This window comes from Wolbachia endosymbiont of Cylisticus convexus (assembly GCF_003344345.1).
In genome coordinates, this window is the sequence record NZ_QPIP01000017.1 from 1 (window position 1) to 25,699 (window position 25,699).

A 25,699-nucleotide genomic window follows, 5' to 3' on the forward strand; every position below is an offset into this window, starting at 1 on the left:
GTCTACCCAAATTGGGATTTTTTGCTCAAACAGCTCATTGATAACACTATACTTTGAGCTAACTTGCGATTCGTCGAGAATAACCATGACATCAACTCCACGCTTTTTAGCTTGAACCAAGGATTCAGCAATAGGCTTCGAGGTAAATTGGTATGCTTGAACCAACACAGATTTTTTAGCATAGTCTACAGAATCAATTATTAGGTTGGTGCAATTTTCTCCAGGCGTGAAGCAGACTGTGGCTTTTGGGCAGGAAACACATCCCGATAAAAGCGAACAAGTTAATAAAATCAATAAATACCTAACCATGGCAAAATACATCCTTTCAGTTGACGGAGGAGGCATAAGGGGCATAATACCAGCCATCATTCTAGCAGAAATAGAAAAAAGAACAAGAAAGAGAGTAGCTGAAATCTTTGATCTAATGGCTGGTACTTCAACCGGTGGGATTGTTGTGGCAGGATTATGTAAAAAAGATAAACCTCAATATTCAGCCAATGATTTGGTTGAACTTTACCAAGAGTATGGACCATATATTTTTAAGTCTTCATTCTTTAGACGATCAATACTATCTTGGTTTAATTGTGCATAATACCCACACAAAAACATCGAATCGATATTAGAAAAATATTTTGGTGATGATACTCTACAAAACACTTTGAGTAATGTACTGCTTACCAGTTATGATATTCATAACAACCATCCTTTCTTTTTTAAGAGCTGGAAAGAAGATAGAAATTTTATCAAACTCAAAGATGCATTAAGAGCCACAACTGCAGCTCCAACATATTTTGCACCTAAGTATCTTAAGGTCAACCAAAAAGAAATGGTACTGGTGGATGGCGGAGTATTTGCGAATAATCCAGCTGCTTGTGCATATGCAAACAGTAAAAAACTTTTCCCTAATGAAGAGATTATTCTGGTATCAATCGGCACAGGTCGGCTATCTAATCGAATCAAGTACAGGAAATTAGGGAAAATAGCTTGGATAAAGCCCCTATTAAATGTGATGTTTGCTTCGAGCCTTGATGTAGTGAATTATCAACTAGGTAACGTAATGGACGACAGATATATAAGAATACAATCACACCTGACAATAGCGTCGGCTGAGATGGATAATGTAACACCTAAAAATATTAAATGTCTTCAGCAAGAAGCAAATGCAATGATAGAGGACAACCAGGAAGTAATAGATAAATTTTTGAAATGCCAAGCAAACTAAAGAAATTATACCACAAAGCAAAGAAAGGTTTAAAAAACATAGTTTCGTCCGAAAAATATACTAATGGCCAAGAAGCTAAAACTTCAAACGATAAGCCAAAACCGCTACATGAGCAACCTCTAAAGATGATGGAGAAAACCTCTAAAGCAAAAAAAGATAAAAAAGGAATAAAAGAAAAAATAAAAAGCTTTAAAATAAAGAAAGCAAAACCCGTAAAAAAAGAGCTAAAAAAGGGCAATACGTTCAAAAAAGGCTTCAAAAAGCTAAAAGCAAAAGTAAAAAATTAAACCCAATAAAGGTTAAAAAAAATAAGATCATTGGAAGCAAAAAGTTAGCGCTTTTACTGACTTCTGGCACGATTGTGGCAATTTTGCCGATGTTTAATTTGGCCCCTTTTCCAGCCTTAGCCATAACTTCGGCATGTGTTTTCAGTATTAATTTTATTGCAGTAAAAACGTTAAAGAAAGTTATCAAACAATGCAAATTGGCTGCAAGACCCGAAGCTGAGCCAGAAAAACTAGAAGAGGTATCTGTTGAACAAGCGAAATCTAAGCAAATTTTCAGAGATGGCAAATAGATTTATTAAATAAACAATTACTTTTGCTTATATCTTAATATAATATCTCTGAGTACCCTGTTTTTAATCCAGAATTCAAGTCAATTCATTTTTGGACACTCACCCAACTCATCAGCAGTTAGGCCAGATGCTCGCAAGATAATATCAACAGCAATACCTACCTTAACTAGATTTTTTGCAACCTTGGTCTTTTCTATTTTTTTTACTTTCTCTTTGCTATTCTTCATATCCCTAGATAAAAATTCTACTAATCCCTTCACTAATTCTTGCTCTTCAGTTTTTCTTAGTAAATTGAGTAGTTTATTCTCTTCATTATCTTCATTTGTTTTAGGCAGCAGAACTTTAATATTCACTGATAATGCATCTGATATTTCATATAATTTATCAAATAGTATGGCGGTATACCCTCTTTCGTACTCATGTATTTCTTTGAGTGTTACACCAACTTTATCTGCCAAATCTTTTTGAGTATATCTTCTTATCAATCTCCATTCTCTTATTCTTTGTCCTATTCTGTAATATATACAATCAATGCAGACTTCTTTTCTTGTATCATTATATTCGTAAGTAGATAAGCCGGTTGCTTGGGAAATAATATCAGTAGAAACTCCTTCTTTAACTAGATTTTTTGCTATTTCCAACCTTGCCTCTTCTTGATTGATTTTTTCGCTAATATGAACAAACCTGACTAATGAAGGTACTATTTTGCCTAATTTTTGATTCTCGTATATTTTCGTTAGATAGAGTATTTCCTCGTCTTCATAGCTGTCTTCCCTTACTATTACTGGTTCAGGTAATAAATCTACAACGTCAACTGATGATACTCTTGCTATTATATATAGTACTTCAATTGGAATAGGAATATACCCATTTTCATAATTGGTTACTTCTTGATATGCTAATCCGATTTTACTTGCCAACTCTGCTTGAGTACACCTTTGCATTAATCTACAATCTTCTATTTTTTCTCCTATTTTGCAGCTTATAGAACTAACATTGCTTACAGAAACAAACATATATACCTTACTTAGAAACAAATTTTCATGCAATTTGATCAGCGGATAAACCGATTATTTGCAAAATAATATCAATAGGAATTTCCCCTTTTACTAAATCCCTTGCAACTTTGATTCTTTCCGCTTTCCTCACTTTTTCTTCACAAATCCGTATGCCTTCAAACAAAGATTTTATTAGTGCATTACGTAGTTCTTGGCTCTCAATTTCTTTGTATTCTTTAATCAAATCAGGTAGCTCATTTTCTACTCTACTACCTTCATCTATTAGTAGATCCGTAATATTAATCGATAATGTTTCTGCCATTTCATATAATTTATCAAGTGGAACAGCAGTCCTTCCTTGTTCATAATTGCTTATTTCGTGACGTGTTGTACCCATTTTCTCTGCTAAATCCTTTTGAGTATACTCTCTCACTAGCCTCCATTCTTTTATCTTCTTTCCTATTTGGTAATAGATAGAATCCGTTTTTTCTTCAACACATTCATCAGCAGAGAGACCAATTGTTTGTGAAACAACATCAATAGAAACTCCTGCTTTAACCAAACCCTTTGCAATTTTTACTTTCTCTGCTTTCCTACTACTTTTCTCACTAATTTGGACAAATTTGGTTAATAAACAAAACATTCTACGTAACTCCTGACCATTAATTTTTTTATATTCTCTTACTAGATCTAATATTTCCTCTCCCTCATCTTCAAGACAGCTTTTTGATATAGGAATAAGATCCGTAATACTGATTGATAGTGCCTTAGCTATAGCGTATAACCTTTCGATTGAAATTCTACGGTTCCCTTTCTCATATTGCAGTATCACCCAATACTTTACACCAACTTTCTCCGCTAAATCCTTCTGAGTATAACCTCGCTCTAACCTCCAATTTTTTACTTTTTGCCCTACTTCATAGTCTAGACTTCTTTCCACGAAAAGAACCTTACATATAATATTTTCTACTATAGCTCAATTTTGTTAAGGCTCCAGTAAACTCTGGAACCTTAAAATTAACTGTAAATGGAGAAAGAAGGTTGTTTAAAGCCCCATAAAAGCCTCTTTACTGCCTTCACGTATTTTGTCTGTCCATGAAAACAATTTTTCACTTACCTCCTTCTGCTTTTCACTCCATATGCCACATCTAGTGAAATTACCTTTCTCTACTGCTTCTTGAAGTTTCACTCCCCCAAAAAGGCAGTTTTTTCCAATTTCTTCCCCTCTTTGTTGTAATTCAGCCCACATTTCCTTGTTTTCTACTCTCACTTGTACTTGATCATATTTTTTTATATCTTGGTACAATATAATATTTAGCTTACCAATGCTCGTAGGAAATTCTAACATGACAGAGCTGCCATCTGACATATCGGTATAGTTTCTTATACCTCCCTTCTCACTTTTAATTTCAACTGCATCATTGCCAATTTTTAAAATATTACTTCCTAACTCTCTGTTTGCTTCCAGTATTTTGGCTACCTCTACCTTACTATCATCAGAAAATTCTATATACGATGTTGTATTGTCTATCTCGATATCTATTAATTCTCCTTCTTGCACAGCACTTTCGCCAGCTTTTTCTAGTTCTTCTAGTTGCTTCTCTACCTGTGGCTGAACTTCTGGTTGTAGCTCATTACAGATTTCACCTATCAGTTTATTCTGCAGTAGAGTATCATGAAACTCTGCACCACTTAGCATTAATTTACGTATTAGCTTTTTTCGATCACTTTTTTCTAATCTGTGAAAATGTGTACCTAATACTACATATTCTGCGAAGCTCCATTCGCCATCATTACATGCATTTAGCCTTGCTCCAGCAGCTAGTGCTTCGTCTACAGCCTTGTGCAGTTCACTTGGACTTTTTGCTCTTACTACAGCACTTTTAAACCAGCTCAACTTTTCTGTATTTGGCTTTATTTTTTTTAAAGCTGAAGTAAACGGATTTAAATCTTCTGCTTGATCGCTTACAGGTTTTGTGCCATATATGTAATCAAGTCCCTTTCCGTAGTTGATTTGAACGTCTCTATTAGGGGAGGGCACTTCTCCAACCTTTTTAGCCTTATTAATTTTGCTTACAAAAGTGGACTGCTGGTTAGCACGCCCAATTCCTATAATAGCATTTAGCATCTCACCTTTTGATAATTTATCAAGATCAACGTTTAACTCGTAGATGCCTCCTTCCTTATCACCAAAAGGTACGATTATTTTATTACTCATACAATTACCTCCACTATTAAAAATACTTTTTAAGTGTACAATTGTTATACACTCTATTACTCATTATAAATTATAGTGAGTGGATTTGCAAATATTTTCTACTAAATCAGTTTAGAAACTAAATTCTTTCTTTCTGCTATAGCAATCCGTTTTCTCTAAAGCTAAAATAGCCCCCACTTGTGATAATAATATGATCAAATAATCTAACGCTTATAGTACTACATGCTGCTGCTAAGCTCTTTGTTACTGCTTGATCTTCTTCTGACGGCTCTAAGCTTCCTCCAGGATGGTTATGTGACATTATTATTAATGCTGCATTTTTTATTAATGCCTTTCTTGTAATTTCCTTTATGTATACTGGTGCTTTTTCCATTTCACCAATATAGGATTCTTCTCCAATTAGTTGACGCCTTTTATTCAAGTACAGTATTTTTACACATTCCCTCTCTGCATGACCTATACTTACGTTCAAGTATTCTACTAGCCCTTGTAAGTCCATTATTGGTTCACTCTTAAGCTTTTCTCTCAGTACCCTTTCTAGCGTTTCCTTAACGCACATAATCATTGCTACTGCAGAATCAGTTACTCCTTCTATAACTTTCAGATCATCCATTTCTCGACCTAAAATTCTTCCTACTTCCGTATAGCTATTCACCAGATTTTTAGCAATTTCTTGAGCCTGTGGTCTTTCATGTACTGCACTTAGAAACGTTTCCATTATTTCACGATCAAGTAGTGCTTTTCCTTTGCTTTCTAATATTCTGAATTCGATTTCTTCTTTACTTTTATTCATATAATTTACCCTTCACTAACAACAAACTTTTTTTTAATATTTACTGCTGCTTTTTATCAGCATTGGCATAGAGCCATAGCTTCCGAGTGAAGTCAAATCAATTTTTCAATCTTTTTTACTTATTTTTTCATGAATAGGCAAAGATATTAATACATATTTATTTTCAAGTTATGTAAAAAGGTTGTTATTAATCAATTATTTTAGAAATAACATCAGTAGAAAAACCTAACTGAAGTAAATTATTTGCAACTTTCATTTCCTCTGTTTTGTAAATCTTTTCTTTGTAAATTTGCTTTCTTTGCAAGAAAAATTCTACCCATATATTTAGCTCATCTCGTGATTCTTGATTGTCAATTTTTCTATATTCTCTTGCCAAACTTAATAATTCATTTTCTGCTTCGCAATCATTTTCTTTGTATTCCTTTATCAGATCTTCAACATCCACTTCTTGCTATCTCCCACAACCTTTCACTTAAAAGAGTAACGCTACCTTGCTCATAATGATGTATTTGCGAGGATCCCACATTAAGCTTTTTTGCTAACTCTTCTTGTGTATATTCTCTGATTATTCTCCACTTCTTGATCTCTTGTCCTCCGTTTGGCTCGTATCTCTCTTTATCAGCATATTCTTCAATTGATAAGCCCGTTGCTTGATAGATAACCTCAGTATCAAACCCTGCCTTAACTAGATTCTTTGCAATTCTTATTCTTGCTGCTTTTATATTACTTTCTTCCTCAGCTCGGACAGATTTGGTTAATGCATAAATTGCTTTGTGTCCTCCTGTTTTTTCTATGAAATTATACATTTCCTGGGTCTTGGCTTTGTCGAAGCAACTATCTTCTTTTAGTACTTTTCGTCTTGGAAAGAGATTTCTAATAGGAACTGATAATGCATCTGCTAATATTTTTAATTTCTCAATTGGAATGCCACATGCTCCTTGCTTAGCAGCGTATGATAGTTTATGCCTGTTTTGCCTACTAAATCTTTCAGAGTATATTTTCTTTTTAACCTCCAGCTCCTTACTTTTTGCGCTATTTGGTACCTTATCGAGATATTTACCATAAATATTATACAAGTTAATACTACCAAATAAAGATATACAAAATGTTTGCATTTTAGTTGAATATTTCTTCACAATTGTGTATAATTGTTAATGCTTTTTAGGTTGATCTCTTATGGCTCTTTCGAAGTTTCTCGATCCCAAGAATGATATATCGTTCAAGCGCATCTTCGGTACTGAAAAAAATAAAGATATTCTTATTCACTTCCTTAATGATATTCTCGGCTTTTCCGGAAAAAATGCAATACAGGATATAGAGTTCTTAAGTACTATTCAAGACCCTGATATTGCTTCTAAAAAACAAAGCATTGTTGATGTTCTTTGTAGAGATGAAAATGGGCTGCAAGTCATAGTTGAAATGCAGGTCGCTAAAACTAAAGGCTTTGAGAAACGTGCCCAATATTATGCTGCTAAAGCTTACTCAAGACAGGCTGATAAAGGTGATCAATACCATGACCTTAAGGAAATTATCTTTATTGCTATAGCAGATTGTATTTTATTTCCTGATAAATCTGAGTACAAATCAAAGCATACTATTCGGGATGAAGATACTAATGAGCATGATCTAAAAGATTTTTACTTTATATTTATTGAGTTGCCTAAATTTCCAAAAACAAAAGAAGATCAGCTTTCAAGTATAGTTGAAAAATGGGTCTACTTCTTTAGATATGCAGACGAAACTAGTGAAGAAGAGCTAGAGAGAATAATAGGAAGTGATCTAATAATTAAAAGAGCATATGAAGAACTAAATAGGTTCAATTGGTCAGAAAAAGAATTTATAGCCTATGAACAAGAGATCAAGCGTATTCGTGATGAACAGGCTGTCCTTGCTCAAAAACTCGATGATGCTACTCACAAAGGTAGACTAGAAGGCATCCAAATCGGCCATGAAAAAGGCAGAAAAGAAAGAGAAATTGAAGTGGCTAAAAACCTACTTAAGGCTGGCATTTCTATTGACATCATATCACAAACTACAGGTCTTCCTCCTGATGAGATCAAGCAGTTACAGGCAGAAAAGACCATATAGTTCCTTGATTTATCGCTCTAACACACTGCTTATTCCTTTAACTACTGATGTTCTGTTTAAGAAAGTATTAGGCCTCTTAGGTAGCTCTACTTTTCTTGAAACTTGTTGATCTAAGACTTCAGAAGGTTTCTCTATTTTTTGTTGTAGCAGTACAGTTTCTTTCTCCTCTAAATTGCTTTTTAAATGAGCTAGAAACTTATCAGTTTGTTTTAATTCTGGACATGCTTCTTTTGCAAATGAATATAGAGTTTTTGATATTTTAGAAAATTTTTCACTTACTATTTGCCCAACTATAGCTGATTGTACTTCCACAGGATCAAAGTTTAGATTTTCTACTGATATACCTGATTTAGTGGCTGTTTCATTCAATACTTTCTCAAATTCCTTCATGATTGTTGATGCATAGACCTGTGCTTCTGGTTGAGATATAGACCGATCTACTGTAGAAATATACTTTTGACCTGTAATCTTTCTTACGAATACATCTAGCAGAAGAAGCGTATCATTTATATCAGCACCTTGAGTTGTAATAGCCTTAGAAGATTCCATGCCTATAGCCGGCTTAAAAGGAGAAGAGATAAACTGAGAAATACTTTTAACAGCACCTACTAGAGTATCAGCAAAAACATTTACCCAAGAAGACAGCTTGTTTGTTCCGCTCGTACTTTCTATTGCAGAATTATCATCTTCAATGCTGCGACGACTACGCTGTTGTGAACTACGAAATATTTTCCCTTTTAGCTCTACTTTATGCTTTCTAATAAACCTTTCTACTCTTGGTACTACATCGTCATGTTCTAGTAACTTCACAAGACGAACGACAAACTTCTTATTAATAACTGTATTGAAACATTCATCTAAGCCTTTTAATAATGAATGCTTTGTTCTATTAGGGTATTCTAACGATAAAATACTATACTCTCTTACTATTAACCATACCAATAACTCTACTCCTTTACTTTCTTGCAGAATATGTTGTAGTATATCTTTATTATGCCGCAAACTATCAGGCTGCTGGTGTACTAAGCATTTAAATTGACCTAATAATTCATCCAGTGCTTTGGAATTTAACTCTTCTAATTTTTGGTTGGCTATGCTACCTAATGATAACTTTTGAACTATACTACCACCTTGACACTTATGTCTTTGTGCACTTTCTCCGTCTCTCTCAAAAAAGTTCACTACCTCTAGGTTATCATACTCACGTGCCACTTCCAGAGGTGTTTTACCGTGATTCGTCATAGCGCTAGCATCATTGCCTGCAAAATATTTATCTACATCTATAAACCTGTTTACAACTTCTCTACTTAAGGACAATCTAACTATACCAATATTCTTGAGAACTGTTTTTTCTTTATCAAACTCCTCTATAATATCTTCTGGATTACAAGTAGAGGCTACACATTGTAAGTTAGAAACTATTGTATCATTAAAAGTAAATATCATTTTTCTTGCAGCTTCTTTAGTAACCCAATTTTCTATTGTTAAAGAGGTATCACCTTCAGATGACAGCACTAAACTACCCGTAGTCTGATTTAATTGCATACTATAATCCAACATAGATTTGCTTTTTAAATCAATTATGCCAATTTGGTGTTTATTCTCAGGTTGATTATGATAAATCTGTAAATTTTTTTGACTTGGCTGATAATACCTCACAGAGCCAGTGAAAATAACTTTACTTTCCCCAAAGCCAGGTATTGAATTTAATTTCCAATTACCATCTTTGTTTTCAAGTTGTACAGGCACCTTACTATCTAAGTAAATGTGAAGTTTCTGATACCAATCTGCCCCATCCTTTAATCTTACTGTTAGTACCTTTGTTCCATTAGACATTACAACATTAATCGATACATCTTTATTATCTGAAGTAATATTAAAACTTTGCTCTATGTTCAGATCATTCCTTATCTGCTTGATCACTTTTGATAAATCTAAATTATCTGTTAGATTACTGCGATAATAGATATTAACTTCAGGGATGGGAAGCTCACTAATTTTTAGCTCTTTTTTACCTGAAATAATAGAATATAAGTTTTCGCCACCATAGCCAACTAGATGACTTTTGCTTGTAGGGTCATTATATATAATTTCATTACCCTTACATCCAATAGCAATAACTTCTTTATCAGAAATTGAGTTGATAACAAGCACTGCATTTAAGCGATGTGCTACTTCTAAATAATGACTGATAATCATATCAACATGCTTTTTAGTGTTATGAAATATATGTACATTATCGTTAATAAATTTCACTTCTGTGCCATCTTGAAATTTATAAACAGCGTTATCTGTAGTGTTCACCATACTACGTATATTAACCTTAACGTCAACACGCCGATCACAGTTAATAAGCGTTTTCATATCTGAGTGCTCTATTAAGTAGATACAAAGGATGCGAAACTTGTTGTATTTATCTGAGATGGTAATGTTGAAATTATCATAATCTACTTCTAGATGTTCATAGTGTAGTAAAGAAGCAATTTTTGTCATATTCAATTCTTTTGGAAAATCAGCCCTATTTTTTGGCAGGTCATAGTTCAAAAAACCTTTAAATATCTGACAGGTTACCTTACCTACAAGAATACTCTCTTCATCCTTAAACCTTGGTAGCACTAACCGATTAGCTTCGTCCCGAAAATTAACTGCAATACCTTTGTTAGTAACTACAATATTTTTTATCATATATATGCAATATTCAAGTGCAGGATCTGCTATTAGTGGTCCCAAGTTAAAGGTAACATGTCTTGTATCATCTGTTGTATTTAATTTAATACTCTTAATATCACTAAATATGTAGTCAAATGAGAAGATATGATTTACAAATTCTCCTTCTTTACCTAGTTTAAAATTGATTTCTCCTTTCTGATTTTGACCATGCATTACTATATAATAAAAAGTTCCATTTCTTGCATCATTTACAATAGTAACATTAGGCTTTGCTACTAGTTGGAATGACAATGGTAATAGATTTTGAGAATAAACAGTCCTTACATTAATGTCATTTGTTGACGTAAAATTAAACTCTATTTCTCCGTTTTTTTCCTCCATTGTAACGTGAACACACTCTATATCATTTGGCAAGTTAGCAAACATAACTGTGTGTTGAGCATTGTTATTAGGCGCTAATTCCATTAAGGTGACCCTTTGATTAACAATATAATTAAAAACTCCTTCTGACGCTCGATTGTTAATTATCCCACCATTTTCCAACATGAACTTGAATGATAATAGAGCCCCCATGTATGAGTGGTGCACAACAGTATATTTTACTTCATTTTTTTTGCTTGATTCAAATTTAAAATCAACAGCTTTTTCTGTTCCTTCATTGGTGTCAGTAATATCAATGCTTGCTGTATTAGCTGGTATATTGCTAAGCACAACAGCATGTTTAGCGTAATTAGAGTCATTATACGTATGTAAATGAGCTATTCCCGACTCAAAAGGCAAATAATAATCAAAATTACCATCCTTTGCATTGTTATGTATAACAATACCATCATGTAACAGCACGCGTAAATCATAATTACAATTTTCACTATCAATTATTATTTTATCCTCTCCACCTTGACCATCCACATATTTAGTATTACAAGCAACATGAATACAATCTGATTTGTCTTTTCTTCCTAAAACGCTATGCATATTTTTTATTTCTTGATCCGAGTTTAAGGCTCCTTCCTTTAAGCAAACAGATATATCATTCATATTCGGTGCAAAATTTGCTAAATTCAAAACATTAATCCCACCCTTTCCATCTAAGACTCCTTTAAACCCTTCTCCATTTATAATAAACACATCATCTTTTCCCCCTCCAGCAAAGTTTTTGTAGCCATTGCCTACCAAAAAGATATTAGGTTCATCATTAAATCCTACTACCTCATCCTTACCATCACCTAAATCAATCAGAGTATTATCCCCTGTCCTACCGAGTAAGTAAGATAAACCTATTGCATTGTCACAAAGGTAAGTTGGATGGGGTACAGGCACATACTCATGAGAATTACCAGATAGCTTCCCAGGTTGGCAAAACACCTCTCCTCCATCTGGATTATCTAGCCTGGCTCTACTCCATTTTACATCGGTACGTTTATTATCTAATAACACTATACTATTATCATCTGACTTAAATTTGCTACATTGTGTATCTTTATATTCTGTACAATAACCTCCAAAAGGATGGTATCCTTCTCCCTCAGGACATTTTCCATCTGATCTACTAGGATGGCCCTCAGCATTAGATATGCTATGGGTGTATGTAGTCTTACAATTATCACCTAGCCTTCCAGTAGGAAAAACATATCTTTTAATATCAGAATGGTCCTTTAAAAATTCAGCAGCATTTTTAACTAACTGGTTACCAACTTGTCCTTCCTCCATTAACTTCTGTATATACTTTTCAGGTTGTATACCAAAAAACGCACGCAATCCTTCTTCAAATTTTTCCCTACTAGTTAAGTGAACAATCTTATCTTCTGCTTCAACTGTTTTTACTGCTAGATAAATTTGCTCTCCAATTATTAAAATATCTACAATCGGAGCAAGTTCTGGATTTGTAATTGCAAGAAATGACAGGGCCCAAATAGTAACATCAAGACTGGTTTTGACTATAGTGTCTGTACTTGAGTCACCAGCTGCAAGCCTTTCTATATCATCTCCCAAACTACGTGCCATAAAATACCAGCTTATTGGCGTAGCACCACCTGCTACTCCTGCTATTGCTGAATCGACAATAAGAACTGCTACACCTCTTGCTGCATTTTCTATATTATCATCTACAGCATTACCTAAAATATTACCAATCATCCAACCACGCATTCCCCAGCTAGATATTTTGCCTACTTTCTCCCGCACCTTAGGTACACTGATTATTTCTTTTATTGTTTCGCGATTTTCCACATTTGCTTTAAATTTCTCTACAATATCTTTAACTTCCACATCCAATAAATCTAAATCCAAGTATTTCGTTTTATCTACAAGATCTTTTATGTCTGAATTTGTTGCTTTACCCTGCTGAAAAACTTTGTAAAACTGCTCGTAGAATTCAGAGTACTTTATTATGTTTTTACCTTCATCAGTATTAAACAGTTCTTTTATGCGTCTCTCTTTCTCTTCTTTTGTTATTTCTTCCCCATCACCCGAGTCTATGCATGGCATTCCTGTACTTCTTGTTTTCCTCTTCTTGGAGCACCCAGCAAGTGGAGATCCTGGTCTTTTCTTTTCAGGAGAGCTACTGGAAGTATGGTCAACCTTAACATCCTGCGTGCTTACCTTGATCACATCATTCTTATATTTGGCTCCAATATTGAAAACCATAGCTACATGCTTAGCTGTCTTTTTATTAGTGAAAGACCTGAGAATTGTATATTTCTCACCCATCTGTTTTTCTGCTTTCTTTAGTTCCTTATCTGCATTAGATGTGCTAGTAGCATACTTTAATTCTATGATAATTGGATCATCTTCTATGAAAGAGCAAACATTTTTTGATAGTTGTGTAAAAGATAACGCTAGGTCCATTCTTCCTTGTGCAGGTGCATTAGACTCCATATACACTCTAATCTCTTTACCATCTTCAGTTTCTCCATTTATAAATAAGCCTTGTATTATTGCTTGAAAGTCTATTTCTTTTTTGATTAATCTCTTGAAAGGAAACAAGGCTTCCGCTAAAGGAGATAATGATTCTTTTAGCTTCTCCTCACTTCTTTTTTTGTTACCCCTTGTTCTTCTGTTAATACTTTCCTGTAGAACTTTAACTAAATTACCAACCTTAACATTCTCTATCTTTTCAAATTGACCACGAAACTTACCTTGAGAACCACCTGAGATTTTTTCTATATTTATATACTGATAATAAGATTTAGCTTCTCTACCTTCTACTTCAAACCCATCTGGTTTATGCTCTACTCCCGTGTTTATTGTTACATCAATTTTAACTGCAGAATTAATTTTCAGCTCATCAATTGGGGGAATCCTTTTACTATCAAATTTCTTTTTCTCCCTAGGTACTCTCTGCTCAGCACTACATTCTATAATATTTAATATTACCGCCTTACCTTCGGCCTTGTTTGATAGCACAAATGTGGTAGCTTCTCCTCCTATGCTTTTGTCTTGATCTGTATAAGTAAAAATATATTTATCTAATCCATTACCGTCTACAGCTAAAACCTGTCCGAGTACTAACTTACTTAAATAGTGCCGCTCGTGGCTCTGAATTGAATAATACAGATTTTTTAATTCACCCTTAATTGTATCTATATTATTCTGACTGAACTTTTTCACCTCTAATAATTGCTGCAGGAAGCCTCGTGACTGAAAAATCTTAGCTTGTTCTGTCTTTACTTTAGCACGACTCACCCCCACTATAACCGCTTCTTCTGCTTTAGTTCTAACGTTTAGGTTATACAAATAACCTTTGTTCTCGATCTGTGCTATGGCTTCATCAACAGCATGATCCCCTGATTTAAATTCAACAACTACTGGAGTAGGTTTTGAATTCATCCTACCATTTGCATCCTTTGTACGTGATATAAATATTAGATCTGCACGTCCGTTACCTGCAGTACGCTCAACGTAACAGTTAAGATCATAGCGATATTTAAAATTTAATGCTAAAGCTCCGTAGTGAAACCCATGATACGCTGCTTCTGAATTGCCTAGCGAAAATTTTTCTTGATTACCTTCATATACCTCAGTCAATCTACCAAAAATATCTTTTGTGCCACCCATTACTTCCTTTACACCTTCATCAGAAAGCTTTTTTAATGAATCTTCTAAGTTTATAGACTGAGCTACACTAATCTCTTTAAACTCATTATTAACCTGAGATTGAGAAGACGCTGCCGCTTTAAATTTTTCTTTTACTCCATCTGTTTGCCATTTATGTAATCTGAATAATTTATTGTTTGAGTCTCCTTCAGTACGAATACGAAACACATGTTCGTCTATATTGTCTATATCAGAGATATCCAGTTTTTTTGCTATTTCTTTTAGTTCATCATCACTATAATGACATTTATCTTCTGGATTTTTATCGCCTGTAATTTCATCATTTACAAAAACCCTAAGGGCTATTTGTTTTCTTCCATCCTTTTTAAAAGAAAAGCATAGCTTTATAACATCAGATACAACTTTTACTTTTCTATCACTACCCCGCTCAGTACGCATAGTGTGCTTAACATACACCTTATCGATGCCAAGTTTTTCCATCAGTCCGCTATCAGGAAGCGTTAAAATTGAACCCAATAAGCCATGAATAAAAAACTCTTTTTTAGATGTTGAACCAATATTTGGAGTTTCATAAAGCAATGAACTGTATTTTTCAGCAAATCCTACAGGCTTCTCTCTGTCTATTGGAAGAACCGGATTACCTTTATTGTTACCTGAGTTAATTGGTTCTGTAAGTAACAATTCTATTAATTCAGGCTTATGTTCAATGTGTTTTGTTTTAGCTGTTGCTTTTGGCATTTTTTCATCTATTTTTTCATACTATGTGCTACCTCTTTAAATTCTATACTACAAAGCCTCTTAGCCGGACTACTTCCACCTTCTTCCATGCTTCTCTTTTTATTATTTTCCTGAGCAAGATCGTCTAGTAATTGAAAAAACTTATTCCACATACCTTTTTCTCTCTCTAGTTCTTCTTCCGAGCGACGATGTATAATACGTTCCTTGAACTCTTCTTTAAACTTAATCATTACTTCTTTGGACGATATACACTCTTGAACAAAGAATTTCAGTGAATCCCATTTATTATTATAAATTAAACTCTCACAAATATTCTTCCCTTTATAATAAAAGATAATTTCTTCTTTCTCTTTAACGGTAGCATTATTTAAGATTAATCTAACATTTTCTTCATCTTCAATCTTAAATAAGTCTGACAACAAAAATCCACTCGATGCGCATTTACCTATAACATACCTTTGGCTAGCATTAGGGCTTTGCTGCCAAAGTTCCCCAAAAAGCTTTTGATAGTCATAATCTTTGTGGCCCTCTATTACTTTATCGACCGTTTCTCTCAAAAAATAATTATAATCCTCTTCGGAAAGAAAATCCCACATACGATTTGCTGTTTCCATAAAGAGATTTTGCCATGGCCAATCCAAAAAACACTTCAGTACTTTACGAGGATAGCCTTTAAACACCTCTGCTTCTTGCTCTTTGTCCATTTGTGAGAGTAAAAAACATAAAACATCAGCATAGCATTCTTTAGGAAGATCGGTACGGTTGCGAGAAGAGTTACAACGTCTATTTGCTACATATCCTGCAGATCTTACCAAAGATTCTTCTCTTTCCCTAGAGGTTAGTTTTTGCAAAAAATATTCAGCTGCCGCTTTATTACCACCAACTGCTGCATATTCGAATGCATATTGATAAGGAGAACACTTACTTTGCCATCTTCTTTCAATCATGTTATCCAGCTTATTCACTTCCCCTTTTATATCATATGTCCAAAGAACCACTAATTCCTGCTGCCTAACTTTTCTTGGATCTTCTTCGCTATAAAAAGATTTTCTCCGATTTTCAGGTATTTTGTTCCATAATTCCCGAATATCATCCTCTAAGCAGTAAATACATGCCAGTCTATAGCGTATGGTAATATCTAAATTCTCATCCTTAATTAATACTTCTGCTGTTTTCTTTTGATCTACCGTCCCTTGTGATGTCCAACAAAGTTCATTTGGCAGATCTATACCAAGATAGGAGTTTTGATCATGATACTCCCTCCATTTTAATATCTCCAGGCCTATTGGTTTGATAAAATTCAATACTTTCTTTTCTAGGGGTCCTGGTAACAGTAGCCCTGGTATTTTTTCTATTACCCTATCTTCTACTACTTGCCACTCCTTCCGTCTTTCACTGAGAATTAACGATCGAAAATAGAACCTTGCCGTTAAGGCTCTAATGTCATCCTGGTTCCACAACGTGATGGCTATCTTAACTAGAGTTATATGCTCAAGCGATGGCTTTAAGATGTAATTCACTACTTAACTTACCCCCAGCAAAGTATAACCTGCCCTTTTATAACCTTATTATCATAAAGGTACAACTAAAAATTTTATGTTACTAATGCCTTTACAAAACAAATTGTATTATCCTAATGTTGGATTACATTTCCCAAGTTAAAGTCAGCGCTCGAAAAATCATGTTATTCATTAATGGAAAAGGGCTAAATTCCATTATTGCTATAAACCTCCCTTGATTATTCTTTCAATAGTCAACACTGGTACACTAGCATATATCACTAAATTTAATAATACAATCATCTCCAGCAACCAAGCTCATCTTTAAAGATATTTTATTGATAAGCTTATTCGGTGGCTTTATGATTGGGCCATTAGAAGGCTTTACAATGCATGGTCTGCAACATTCTTGCATGAGATGTACGCTATAGATAGACACATTTCATATAGTATTTCAAAATGGATATTAATAGGTTTTGGTTTTGGGGTTTTATTATTTCCTTATGTACTAGTGAAGTATCCAACTAGGCACTATGAAATAATGATTTCCTGTGCTATGGCCATGATAATTGTGTTTTCATTACTTTTTATGTGCAATGTTGATGTACTCTTAGCATGTATATTATTATTTATTATCGGCTTTGCTTCTGCATACCAAGTTGCTTTAACTACTAAAATTGTCAGTTGTGTAAAAAATGATGCAGTAGCAAGTGCAGGATCTGTAAGTAATGCTATAGTTATGAGTTTTGGTTATTTTTTTCACACTGTTATTGCAAGCATAATAGATTTTTACTGGGATGGTAAAGTTATTGATGGAATTCCATTTTACGGGGCCAATGTAATGATTAAATCTATGTTAATAATACCTGTGTGTTTGTTGATAGGAGCAGTAGGCCTATGGTCACTTAAAATCATAAGCTGCAAGAAGAATTTGTCAGAATTAAAAAATTGATGCACTAGGTTTATTTCATACGTGGCTTGTGAGGTTTTTGATTGTTTTTTATAACTATAAAGTGTACATAACTCTAGGTGAAGTGATCTTAACTAGAATTTGATTGTAGCACGAGAAATCTTATTGATAAGATTCCTTCCCGTGATTTTCTTCCTAAAAGTGGAAATTAATTTAGAAGTGGTATCTTTTTCTAGTCATATAAGTAAGCTGTTGCTACAGAACATTGGCTGAAGGACAGAAAATATAGACTTAAAATTATTTACCTCCACAATTTGAGTGAATTAAAGAATATGAAAGAAGCAGAGGAATCTCATGCTTTTTATAGCACAGGAAATGTTTAGGATAATTTATAGTTACCCAATTTGAAGAAAAATAAACGTGATTTTTTCCTTGTGGATTCGAGAAGAAAAGGATATCATCCATAGCCACACATACTTGACAAAAATGATGTTTTTGACTGCATTTGCTAAGAGCACTATAAATTTACTTTAGGAGTAGTAAAAATAGTACTGGAAAAAAGTCAAGTTTGTAGATTATAGAAGCTCTTTGCAAGCAAAATTGAAAATTAAAAGCTCTCTATACCCAAGAAACCACTTGAGATTTTAAACAGAGAGACTATAGGCCTACTGCTCCTATCTCCGAAATTCTGCACTTTCATAAGGGAAACCACCTCGTGGCTCGAGATGTCTAGTAATATATACATCAGAAAACGCATTCTTAATAGCATCAAACGTACTCATGTTAGGACTTCTGTGCTTCTCTTTATCCACTTTACTTACAAGAACTCCAATACTATAGGCTACTACAGCTACAGAAAGTGCTGCGATGATACCAACAGTAGGAGTTAAAGTAACAGCTCCTGTAAAGGATGCTACGCCTAAACCTAACAATAACAAGCAAGCAAAAGGAGCAACAGTAGCTGTAACCTTATGCACATAAAATGGTAGAATATTAACTCTATTCCACAATAAGTTAATGGAAATAAAATCTGAAACTTTCTTATCTAATGCTTCTAGACCTTTATTAGTAATCCTGTTACGACTCAAGTCAAGTCTAGTAAGATTTACAAGGTTACCACTAGCTAATGCTTCTGCACCTTTATCACCAATTTCGTTACTACCCAAATCAAGTCTAGTAAGATTTACAAGGTTACCATTAGCTAGTGCTTCTACACCTTTATCACCAATTTTGTTACCATTCAAATCAAGTCTAGTAAGATTTACAAGGTTACCATTAGCTAATGCTTCTGCACCTTTATCACCAATTTTGTTACCGATCAAATCAAGTCTAGTAAGATTTACAAGGTTACCATTAGCTAATGCTTCTATATCTTCAGCATTAATAAAATTAGCTAATACTACTTCTCCACTTTCACCATTAATACCATTAGCATGCAAAATAAGCGTACTAATATTCCTATTATCTTGTAAAAACTTTATCAACTCATTTACATTGACTGCAGTAAAGCGTATTACTAAGGCATTACCCTCCACAAATTGGCTAAAATCCACTTCACCCTCCTAATCTACATTATCTAAGTATTTTAGCTTAGTATTCCAGCACCATCAACTACTTTATTTGACGTCTAATAGACTACGTGAGAATTTATAGAAAAACCTCTGAACTGACCTTATCCAGTAAAGTGATGAAGAAGTTTAGGAGTGCTTTTTTAAGGAATGATATTGATTAAAGGTAGAAAATTATCATAAATTTCCAAATTTATTATTGCTAGCCCTTTAATATATATTATTAAAGTTTTAAGATAAAATACTCGTCTCCAGCACCCAAAACCAAGAACCGTGAGAACATTTTTCTTTGGGATGCGTTGGTCTACCAAGTGTACCGTTCGAACTTTTCTATATAATAATTCTACTATATCGTAAAAGCAGCTATATTAGCCTATTTTACCACATTTAGATATGAAATAGTTTGCCTAATTTTGTTGCAACAATTTTATGTTTTTATTTTCATAACCTTGTTTTTATGCGGCTTGTTCTCACAAATATACGTATTTTTTGCGGTTTTTGAGAGAGTCAATAATTAAAATCTTTATTACGCTGATTTGTAGCACATTAGTAGAAAATTAGTAGACAAAAAGATCTTTCTTCGTTTTATTGAAATTTAAATGTAGTATAAATAGTTGCATACAGTTATAAATTTTACATATGAATGATTTTGCACAATTTATCGGTTTTTTCACAGCTCGCATGGTTTGGCAATTAGAAGATGGGGAGAATATTGTACCACTAATTGCTGTGCAAAATTCAGGCAAATATTTGTTTGAGCAAGTGCCAGATGATGTTTCATACTTACATGCAGTATCCAAAGCTCAAGAGGAATTTCAGTCTATACTTTCTTCTCCATGCGGTGATTATGCACTACTTGCCCATGATGGTTTTTGGACACAAAACAGTAAGCGTTATGAGTCGCTCTTTATTCGTGCAAATGAAATCAGAGATCCAGAAGGAATAACTTTTGTTCTTGCAATACCTTACCGTTCAGCGAAAAGTAAAGAAGGTCTAGCAATTTACCGCCCTGTAGTAGTAGAAACAGCAAACTTATCTGATGTAAATACCTTTTTAAATCATCTTTACGAGGGAGCCCAAAGTCATACTGAGGGTTTTGAGTTTTGGAATGCACATATGGATACACCACTTATGAAGTCAACTGAACAGCTTTATGCTACTATTATGGAAGGAGATATAAAGCAACTTCAAAGACTAATAGAAGAGGGGTTGCATGTTAACTTAGCAGATGAGAATGGATGCACCCTTGTGCATGTTGCTGCTTTGAGTGGTAAAAAAGAGATAGCGGAATTGTTATTTAAAGAAGGGGCAAATATTAATGCAGTAGATAGAGAGCAACGTACTCCGTTACATTGTGCTGCTGGAAATGGTCACAAAGGGTTAGTGAAATTTTTACTTAAAAAAGGAGCGAACGTTAATGCAGCAGATCAGCATGGGTGGACTCCTTTATATGTTGCTGTTGCGCAAGGTCATAAAGAAGCGATGAAGTTTTTACTTGAAAAAGGAGCAAACATTGATGCAGCAGATCAGCACGGGTGGACTTCTTTACGTTATGTTATTCACCATGGCAATAAAGAAATGGTAGAATTTTTACTCCAGGAGGGAGCTGATATTAATACAGTAGATAAGGAAGGATTTACTCTTTTACATTCAGCTGCTTCGGAAGGTCATAAGGAAATGGTGAAGTTTTTACTTGCAAAAGGAATAAATATTAATGCACTGGATCAATCTGGGTGGATTCCTTTACATTTTGCTGTGCATATTAATGATAAAGTAATAGTAGAGCTCTTACTAAAGGGGGAAGCTGATGCTAATATAGTAGATAAAGAAGGATTTACTCCTCTACATTATGCTATTTATCATGGTTATAAAGAGATGATAGAGCTTTTATCTGCGGGAAGCAAGCATTAAGTATTAGATTTCTTGCATAACCTTGTGCTAAACACGGTGTAATGATGAATAAAAATATCGCATTCAAAGCGTTGAGCGAGGAACACTTTTCATTACTACTAAAGTGGTTAGAAACACCCACGTACACCGCTGGATCCATGCGAATCTTTATTTATAGTAACTTTACTATGCCGTAAAATCAGCTATATTAGCCTACTTTTGTCACATTTAGATATGAACTAACCCGCTTAGCTTTGTTGCAATAATGTAAACCTTTCATTTTCATAACTCCATTTTTACGCAACGTGTTCTCGCAAATATATGTACTATTTTTATGTATTTTGAAAAAGTAAACATTCAAGATTTTTACGACGCTAATTTTTAGTATGTTTCTGAAGCTAAAGTAGCTATTAATAACCTTATATAAAGTATAAAGAAGTATATTAATCTTGACTTTCTTATTAAAATATATAATAATTAAATTATATTGTCTTTTTAGTAGGAGGAGATTATGGGTGATTTGAATAGTCGCGGTACTGATATTGGCATTGATGATTGGAGATGTATATTTAATACGGTAGAAGGTGAAAGTAGCTTAGATGAGCATAATGTAATCGATAAAATAAAGGAAAAATTAAAAGAAAAAGTAAAGGTGAATATAAAGAGTGGAAGGGATATAATTTTGATATAGATCATTCTTTCATAGTCAATGGTGATAAGGGGAGTTTAGGTGCCGGGTTGTTGGCAGGGGCAGTTGCAAATAGGAGTCCAAGAATATTGCGAGCTCTATTAGATAGAGGAGCTACTTTCGCTAATCAACCTTCTTCCATATATTCAGGAAGAGAGGATTATGAGCAGATAGTAAAATTTCTAGCAGTACGTGAACTTGAGTTCAAACTATCTGAAACAGTATATCTGGGTTTTCTTTTAGAAGATGGTTATTTTCCTTTAACAAAACAGTCGGAATATTGGAATAGATGTCTAGATGAAGTAAAAAGAATGAAGGAAGAAAAGATTTATAATAATGTTACGTTTTACAATGTTTTGACAGATGATAGTAATAAATTAGCATATAGTGCATGGAGGAGAGTTTTATTAAAAACATCAGAAGGTGACTATAAAAGTAAATTTCCTATATATAGTAATGATCTAAAGCATCAACTCAAAATAGGAAATCAGAGATTGGATAATTTGCAGATAGCTGAGAGAATTATAGGTGAGATATTTACTGAACATGTAGGGCATGAAGGTCCGTTTAGTCGTAAGATCGCTGAATATTTAAGTAATGAAGATATAGAAAACTTAAGAAAAGCAACAATTCAAGTTCAAGAGCCTAAACGATCCCTCTTCTACAATAATGAGTGTGGTGAAACTTCGAGATGCCTAGCTAAAGATAAAAATATAATACAGCCTTTAAAAGAGGCAGAAACTAAACAAATAATTAGCAAAGCAATAAAAACTGGTGTTACTTTGGGTATTATAACTGCACTGACAATAGGTATTGGATGCAGTATTGCCGGCGTTGAGTTATCAATATTGGCTATAGCTGGCATAGCTGTAGCAGCTGCGTTAGTAATAGGAGTTATTGCTGGTGGTATTACATATTCAGTATCAAAGCCTAGTAATAAGCTGGATAAACCTGACTTAGAAGTAGCTGACCAACAAGTACCTGAAAAAGCTTGATAACAAAAGCCCAAGCAGAAGGGAGGACTATCTTTTACCTTCCTTTTGTATTTTTTTGTTAAAAGGTTATTCCGATGCTTATGATTTTTTGAGTATACTGACAGGGCAGGCAATGGCGTCAACTTAAGAGCCTACCTTAGCAACTTCTTTGTTGAAATAAAATAAAAACAAAAGTGCTATTTCTTGCAGTTTTTAGGTAATTTAATGGTAAAAATTTTAGAGAGAAATTTTATACACGATCGCTGATATTTTTCCTTAAGTTGACGCCATTGCCTGAACGGATACGGATTTTAAGTGATTAATTGGCCAATTTAGACTAAATTTTTGTATGAACTAATTTGTTTAGCTTTGTTGCAAAGATTTCACAACCCTATTTTTACGCGGCTTATTCTCACAAATGTATGACTTTTTTTGAAGGAGTAAATAATTCAATTCTTTATAACACTAATTAGTATGGTACTCTCACTAAAATACTTTTTGAAAAAGTTAGTTGACTTATAAATAACTCTCTACTAATATTAGCATGTGTTTGTTTATTCTGCTGAACATGCAGGTTTACTGTAAAAACTTCAGCAGCTTTCTTATCTCTCCATCATATTCTTATGGTCCTAAGTGGGTAGAGGTAATAAAATCTATTATTAATCAACTAAGGCCAAAATTTTTTCTTATAATCAAGTTATAGTAAATTGGAACAGCTTTTCACATTTAACAAAAGTTCTGACTTTAGATTTAGGATTGAAATTAGTAAGTGGAATGATTATGTAATGCATGTATTAGTAAAAGGAGGTACAACATGAGTAATATAGTTCATTCAAATAAAAACAATAACCGTAGTGTAAGAGGATTACAAAGGGCCGTTGAGTAACATATTTGAAGCTTCTTTACAGGATGGGACTCAGAGCTTTCCAGAAGAGGTAGTAGTCTATTACCAGCTTGCGATTTTTATGAAACAAAAGAAAGCTATTGTCTGTCACTAGAGTTACCAGGTATTTCCAAAGAAAGCATAGACATTAGTATATCTGGCAATAGCTTAATAGTGAAGGGTGAAAAGACGTGTGATAACGAGTCAAAAGATAAGTAGTTTATCATCGAGAAAGATACTATGGCTCTTTCTATAAGTCTATTCAGCTTCCAGTAAATGTAGAGCAAGATAAAGTATCTGCTAATTTTTTAGATGGAGTATTGCATGTAACCATACCTAAATCGGAGAAACACATCAAGAAAATTGATGTAAAGTAACCAGTAAGTAATAGCAGGCTTCTAGTTTGAGGCTTAAATCATTATAGATGGAATGTAATAAAGTTCCATTATCTTTTCTAGATCTAAATTTTCGTCTTAGCGTATTTATTATACAGATAGTGTAAAGCCTTTGTTACGCTTACATATTGTCAATAGTCTATTAATAATTCTTATGGTATAATTAGCTTTGAAGACTTTAGTAAAGAGGGAGTATGAGTGAAGCAAATCCAATAGTTACATTGAAGGCTAAAATTAAAGAATTTGGTTTTAGTAAATTAAAGGCTGGCGAGAGTAATAAATCAGCAAACTCTGGTGAAACAATGTATTTCGATTTTCCAAGAATGAGCTTTGTTATTAATGGAAAAATTATAGATACAGTTTTAACCTCTGCGTTAATGGAAGGAGCTAAATATCGCGAAAACAACCTTTTTAATAGTTATGATATATATAGCACTGAAACCGCAAGAAAAAACAAAGAGAAATAGATACAGATTATGGTAAGGCTTTTGTTGATTCAGTCCTCAAGGATCTTGAAAAGGAATCTGCACATAATGCGTTACGTGAATTATGGGAAAGTCACTGCAAAAATTCTGAAATTCCTGATTATCAGAAAACCAATTCGTATGGTAGAGATTTTGAGAGATTTTACAATGCTGGAAGAAAGCATATGCATTTATTACTAAAAGTAGGAGATGAGAATAAGAACTACCGCCCATTTGTAAAAGAAGTTTTTAAGGAAATGTTTAAATATGCTGAAGCAGAAGTTCCAAGTGCCCCTATCTTAGAAGAATTAGTTACTAATTGTAATCAAGCAGGATACGCAGCAGGTATATTTATTGAGTGTCACTCTGCACTGAGCAATTATCGATTAACACTTCAAGACCCTGACAAAGTAATGAATATTGATTACACTGGCCATAATAATATAAGAGTAAAGTCTGATATGGAAATACCTGTAACCAAATTTGATAATCCAGGAGAAAAAATATGTGTTCTATCCACCTCGCTGGAATTTACACTTGAGTCTCAAGATGGAAAGGATGGTGTAACCCATAAAAGTGGTAAATTATCACTTACTGTTCCTAAGGAATTAAAAAATTATAAAGAGGGAGGTAGAAACTTGTTTGATCTTATTAGAGAATATTTTCAAAAATTCTGCGAAAAATTAGGATTTAAATTTGAGATAAAAACACAAAAAATAGAGCATGATTTGGACGATTCGCTGAAAGTAAACAGTCATCTTGAAGGCCTAAGAACACCTATTTGTAGCAATAACCATATTCCTTTGCATTTTGCTGCTTTGGAAGGTGATTTAGAAGTAGCTGAAGTACTATTGAAGCATGGAGCAGATGTTAATGTAAAAAGTGAGCAAGGATATACTCCTTTGCATGCTGCTGCTTGGGAAGGTGATTTAGAAGTAGTCAAATTACTATTAAAGCATGAAGCAGATGTTAATGCAAGAAACCTTGGACTTGGAGAAAATACTCCTTTGCATTTTGCTGCTTGGAAAGGTAGATTTAGAAGTAGCTGAAGTACTATTGAAGCATGGA

Annotated in this window: 20 protein-coding genes and 3 pseudogenes; 13 read left to right on the plus strand and 10 right to left on the minus strand. The window is 33.8% G+C overall.

The genetic code is table 11. The features are described from left to right. The coding region (locus tag Wcon_RS03120; protein ID WP_410543450.1) for a phospholipase D-like domain-containing protein at positions 1-309 on the minus strand (309 nt) is incomplete at its 3' end. Between Wcon_RS03120 and Wcon_RS03125 the strand changes: the two are divergent. From Wcon_RS03125 to Wcon_RS03135, 3 genes and pseudogenes are all read left to right on the plus strand, one after another. Next, positions 308-1,222 (plus strand): annotated as a pseudogene (locus Wcon_RS03125) (patatin-like phospholipase family protein). The gene Wcon_RS03120 and the pseudogene Wcon_RS03125 overlap by 2 nt on opposite strands. Next, positions 1,207-1,509, plus strand: a complete 303-nt coding sequence (locus tag Wcon_RS03130) for a hypothetical protein (RefSeq protein WP_114517187.1) — start codon at positions 1,207-1,209, stop codon at positions 1,507-1,509. The pseudogene Wcon_RS03125 and the gene Wcon_RS03130 overlap by 16 nt, the downstream one beginning before the upstream one ends. Before the next feature lie 74 nt (positions 1,510-1,583). Then, positions 1,584-1,799, plus strand: coding sequence for a hypothetical protein (locus Wcon_RS03135; protein ID WP_147269139.1), 216 nt, complete (start codon positions 1,584-1,586; stop codon positions 1,797-1,799). Positions 1,800-1,879: 80 nt separating this feature from the next. Here Wcon_RS03135 and wmk (Wcon_RS03140) read toward each other — a convergent pair whose 3' ends face one another. The 6 genes from wmk (Wcon_RS03140) to Wcon_RS03160 form a co-directional block, all read right to left on the minus strand. After that, on the minus strand, positions 1,880-2,815 hold the full coding sequence (gene wmk / locus Wcon_RS03140; protein ID WP_114517189.1) for a WO male-killing family protein Wmk: 936 nt from the start codon (positions 2,813-2,815) through the stop codon (positions 1,880-1,882). Positions 2,816-2,840: 25 nt separating this feature from the next. After that, positions 2,841-3,737, minus strand: coding sequence for a WO male-killing family protein Wmk (wmk, locus tag Wcon_RS03145; protein WP_114517190.1), 897 nt, complete (start codon positions 3,735-3,737; stop codon positions 2,841-2,843). A gap of 105 nt (positions 3,738-3,842) precedes the next feature. Then, positions 3,843-5,015 (minus strand): hypothetical protein, encoded by a 1,173-nt coding sequence (locus Wcon_RS03150; protein ID WP_114517191.1) that lies wholly within the window; start codon positions 5,013-5,015, stop codon positions 3,843-3,845. Between the two features lie 136 nt (positions 5,016-5,151). Further along, positions 5,152-5,808 (minus strand): JAB domain-containing protein, encoded by a 657-nt coding sequence (locus Wcon_RS03155; protein ID WP_114517192.1) that lies wholly within the window; start codon positions 5,806-5,808, stop codon positions 5,152-5,154. Between the two features lie 187 nt (positions 5,809-5,995). Further along, on the minus strand, positions 5,996-6,253 hold the full coding sequence (locus Wcon_RS11830; protein ID WP_237350002.1) for a transcriptional regulator: 258 nt from the start codon (positions 6,251-6,253) through the stop codon (positions 5,996-5,998). Beyond that, on the minus strand, positions 6,243-6,923 hold the full coding sequence (locus Wcon_RS03160; protein WP_237350003.1) for a helix-turn-helix domain-containing protein: 681 nt from the start codon (positions 6,921-6,923) through the stop codon (positions 6,243-6,245). Before Wcon_RS03160 ends, Wcon_RS11830 begins: the two co-directional genes overlap by 11 nt. A gap of 61 nt (positions 6,924-6,984) precedes the next feature. Here Wcon_RS03160 and Wcon_RS03165 point away from each other — a divergent pair, with 61 nt between their 5' ends. Next, positions 6,985-7,896: an Rpn family recombination-promoting nuclease/putative transposase gene (locus tag Wcon_RS03165; RefSeq protein WP_114517193.1), complete on the plus strand. Its 912-nt coding sequence runs from the start codon at positions 6,985-6,987 to the stop codon at positions 7,894-7,896. Between the two features lie 9 nt (positions 7,897-7,905). Here Wcon_RS03165 and Wcon_RS03170 read toward each other — a convergent pair whose 3' ends face one another. Next, a complete protein-coding gene (locus Wcon_RS03170; RefSeq protein WP_114517194.1) occupies positions 7,906-15,360 on the minus strand; it encodes a latrotoxin-related protein in 7,455 nt (2,484 codons plus the stop codon). Positions 15,361-15,368: 8 nt separating this feature from the next. Next, positions 15,369-16,880: a hypothetical protein gene (locus Wcon_RS03175; protein ID WP_114517195.1), complete on the minus strand. Its 1,512-nt coding sequence runs from the start codon at positions 16,878-16,880 to the stop codon at positions 15,369-15,371. Between the two features lie 397 nt (positions 16,881-17,277). On the opposite strand from Wcon_RS03175, the gene Wcon_RS03180 reads away from it, so the two are divergent. Then, complete coding sequence (locus Wcon_RS03180) at positions 17,278-17,811, plus strand: hypothetical protein (protein ID WP_237350004.1); 534 nt, start codon at positions 17,278-17,280, stop codon at positions 17,809-17,811. 632 nt (positions 17,812-18,443) lie between these two features. Here Wcon_RS03180 and Wcon_RS03185 read toward each other — a convergent pair. Then, positions 18,444-19,322 (minus strand): leucine-rich repeat domain-containing protein, encoded by an 879-nt coding sequence (locus Wcon_RS03185; RefSeq protein WP_114517196.1) that lies wholly within the window; start codon positions 19,320-19,322, stop codon positions 18,444-18,446. Positions 19,323-19,976: 654 nt separating this feature from the next. On the opposite strand from Wcon_RS03185, the gene Wcon_RS03190 reads away from it, so the two are divergent. The 8 genes and pseudogenes from Wcon_RS03190 (at position 19,977) to Wcon_RS13015 (ending at position 25,680) form a co-directional block, all read left to right on the plus strand. After that, positions 19,977-21,248 (plus strand): ankyrin repeat domain-containing protein, encoded by a 1,272-nt coding sequence (locus tag Wcon_RS03190; protein WP_114517197.1) that lies wholly within the window; start codon positions 19,977-19,979, stop codon positions 21,246-21,248. Between the two features lie 44 nt (positions 21,249-21,292). Next, positions 21,293-21,367: pseudogene (locus Wcon_RS13295) on the plus strand (N-acetyltransferase); the annotation flags it as partial. Between the two features lie 371 nt (positions 21,368-21,738). Then, complete coding sequence (locus tag Wcon_RS03200) at positions 21,739-21,918, plus strand: hypothetical protein (protein ID WP_114517198.1); 180 nt, start codon at positions 21,739-21,741, stop codon at positions 21,916-21,918. Positions 21,919-21,968: 50 nt separating this feature from the next. Next, positions 21,969-22,910, plus strand: a complete 942-nt coding sequence (locus Wcon_RS03205; RefSeq protein WP_114517199.1) for an ankyrin repeat domain-containing protein — start codon at positions 21,969-21,971, stop codon at positions 22,908-22,910. Between the two features lie 988 nt (positions 22,911-23,898). Then, complete coding sequence (locus Wcon_RS12440) at positions 23,899-23,991, plus strand: Hsp20/alpha crystallin family protein (RefSeq protein WP_255565471.1); 93 nt, start codon at positions 23,899-23,901, stop codon at positions 23,989-23,991. 41 nt (positions 23,992-24,032) lie between these two features. After that, positions 24,033-24,149, plus strand: coding sequence for an Hsp20 family protein (locus tag Wcon_RS12445; RefSeq protein WP_255565472.1), 117 nt, complete (start codon positions 24,033-24,035; stop codon positions 24,147-24,149). Positions 24,150-24,361: 212 nt separating this feature from the next. Further along, a pseudogene (locus tag Wcon_RS13010) lies at positions 24,362-25,428 on the plus strand (hypothetical protein); the annotation flags it as partial. Between the two features lie 6 nt (positions 25,429-25,434). Beyond that, positions 25,435-25,680, plus strand: coding sequence for an ankyrin repeat domain-containing protein (locus Wcon_RS13015; RefSeq protein WP_410543451.1), 246 nt, complete (start codon positions 25,435-25,437; stop codon positions 25,678-25,680). Positions 25,681-25,699: the final 19 nt, after the last annotated feature.

Bases quoted from the DNA above. Each gene is read 5' to 3' on its own strand.
- Wcon_RS03130 (WP_114517187.1), top strand. From the start codon at position 1,207: ATGCCAAGCAAACTAAAGAAATTATACCACAAAGCAAAGAAAGGTTTA.
- wmk (WP_114517189.1), bottom strand. From the start codon at position 2,815: ATGTTTGTTTCTGTAAGCAATGTTAGTTCTATAAGCTGCAAAATAGGA.
- Wcon_RS03150 (WP_114517191.1), bottom strand. From the start codon at position 5,015: ATGAGTAATAAAATAATCGTACCTTTTGGTGATAAGGAAGGAGGCATC.
- Wcon_RS03155 (WP_114517192.1), bottom strand. From the start codon at position 5,808: ATGAATAAAAGTAAAGAAGAAATCGAATTCAGAATATTAGAAAGCAAA.
- Wcon_RS03160 (WP_237350003.1), bottom strand. From the start codon at position 6,923: ATGCAAACATTTTGTATATCTTTATTTGGTAGTATTAACTTGTATAAT.
- Wcon_RS03165 (WP_114517193.1), top strand. From the start codon at position 6,985: ATGGCTCTTTCGAAGTTTCTCGATCCCAAGAATGATATATCGTTCAAG.
- Wcon_RS03170 (WP_114517194.1), bottom strand. From the start codon at position 15,360: ATGCCAAAAGCAACAGCTAAAACAAAACACATTGAACATAAGCCTGAA.
- Wcon_RS03180 (WP_237350004.1), top strand. From the start codon at position 17,278: ATGTACGCTATAGATAGACACATTTCATATAGTATTTCAAAATGGATA.
- Wcon_RS03190 (WP_114517197.1), top strand. From the start codon at position 19,977: ATGAATGATTTTGCACAATTTATCGGTTTTTTCACAGCTCGCATGGTT.
- Wcon_RS03200 (WP_114517198.1), top strand. From the start codon at position 21,739: ATGGGTGATTTGAATAGTCGCGGTACTGATATTGGCATTGATGATTGG.